We start from the raw sequence: 1,801 nt of genomic DNA, 5'->3' as shown, positions 1-1,801 counted from the left end.
TAAAAAACAAACGTTTAATGACATTAGATATGGGTTCTTTAGTAGCAGGAACGAAGTATCGTGGCGAATTCGAAGAACGAATGAAAAAAATTATTGATGAAATTTATGAAGATGGAGAAGTTATCCTCTTCATTGATGAATTGCACACACTTATTGGTGCGGGGGGAGCAGAAGGTGCAATAGATGCATCTAATATTCTTAAACCAGCACTTGCAAGAGGTGAACTACAGACAATTGGTGCTACAACTTTAGATGAATATCAGAAACATATCGAAAAAGATGCAGCATTAGAGCGGAGATTTGCTTCTGTACAAGTAAATCCACCATCAGAAATTGAAGCTGAAGCAATATTGCTTGGGCTGAGAGAACGCTATGAAGATCACCACGGAGTTAGAATCACTGATGAGGCAATTCATGCGGCTGTGCATTTTTCTACGAGATATATTACTTCTAGACAATTACCAGATAAAGCAATTGACTTAATGGATGAATCTGCATCTAAGGTCAGAATTGATGCTTCTGATCAGCCAACAACAATGTCAAAAGCTACTGAAAAATTAAATGATTTGTCTCGAATGAAGGAAGAAGCCATTCAAGAACAGAATTTTGAAAGAGCAGCTCAAATTCGAGAAAAAGAAATGAAACAACGCAGACGAATTGAAAAGATGATTGAAAATGAAGATACCTCAGATGAAGTTACCTTAGAAGTAACAGCTCAGGATATTGCTGAAGTAGTATCTCAATGGACAGGTATTCCCATCCAACAAATGGAGCAAAAAGAAACAGACCGCTTGTTGAATCTTGAAAAAGTATTGCACGAACGTGTAGTAGGTCAAGAAGAAGCCGTTGTTGCAGTATCGAAAGCTATTCGACGTGCAAGAAGTGGGTTGAAAGATCCGAAAAGACCAATTGGATCATTTATGTTCTTAGGGCCAACAGGTGTAGGGAAAACCGAACTTGCAAAAGCATTAGCTGAAGCGATGTTTGGCAGTGAAGAATCCTTGATTAGAGTAGATATGTCTGAATATATGGAGAAATATAGTACAAGTAGATTAGTAGGTTCTCCTCCGGGCTATGTTGGATATGATGAAGGTGGACAATTAACAGAGAAAATTCGTCAAAAACCTTATTCTGTTATTCTGCTTGATGAAGTAGAAAAAGCACATCCTGACGTTTTTAATATTTTACTGCAAGTACTGGATGATGGATTGTTGACAGATGGAAAAGGTAGACAGGTTGACTTTAAGAATACAATAGTTATTATGACTTCTAACCTTGGAGCAACAGCCCTAAGAGATGAAAAATCAGTTGGATTCGGTGCTGTTGATAAACGATTTGATCATAAGGCAATGGAGAAAAGAATTCGGGAAGAGCTTAAAAATGCTTTCCGACCAGAATTTCTGAATCGTGTAGATGATACAATCGTATTCGAATCACTTAAAAAAGAAGAACTTCGTGAAATCGTCAAATTGTTAACTCAAAGCATTACTACACGTATGGATGAGTTAGGAATTAATTTAAAAATTACATCTTCAGCAATGGATGCAATAGCTAAAGCAGGGTTTGATCCTGAATATGGGGCAAGACCTTTACGTAGAGCTATTCAAACAAAAATCGAAGATAAACTAAGTGAAGAATTACTTGCTGGGAATGTTATTGTTGGAGACAAAGTAACGATTGGTGCTTCTAAAGGAGAAATAACGTTAAAGGTAAGAAACAGATCTAACAATGAAAAGGAAATAACTGTTAAAAATTAAATTAGATTTTTATAGAAAAGGACGGACGCTGACAGGCGTACGTT

General features: G+C 36.7%; 1 protein-coding gene. It reads left to right on the top strand.

Annotated elements, in window-relative coordinates:
* Positions 1–1,757, top strand: a 1,757-nt coding sequence (locus BLT22_RS12080; RefSeq protein WP_091763506.1) for an ATP-dependent Clp protease ATP-binding subunit, incomplete at its 5' end; no start/stop codon positions are given.
* Between the last annotated feature and the right edge of the window lie 44 nt (positions 1,758–1,801).

This window comes from Marinilactibacillus psychrotolerans (assembly GCF_900101525.1).
GTDB lineage: Bacteria > Bacillota > Bacilli > Lactobacillales > Carnobacteriaceae_A > Marinilactibacillus > Marinilactibacillus psychrotolerans.
This window is presented reverse-complemented; position numbering and strand designations above follow the sequence as displayed.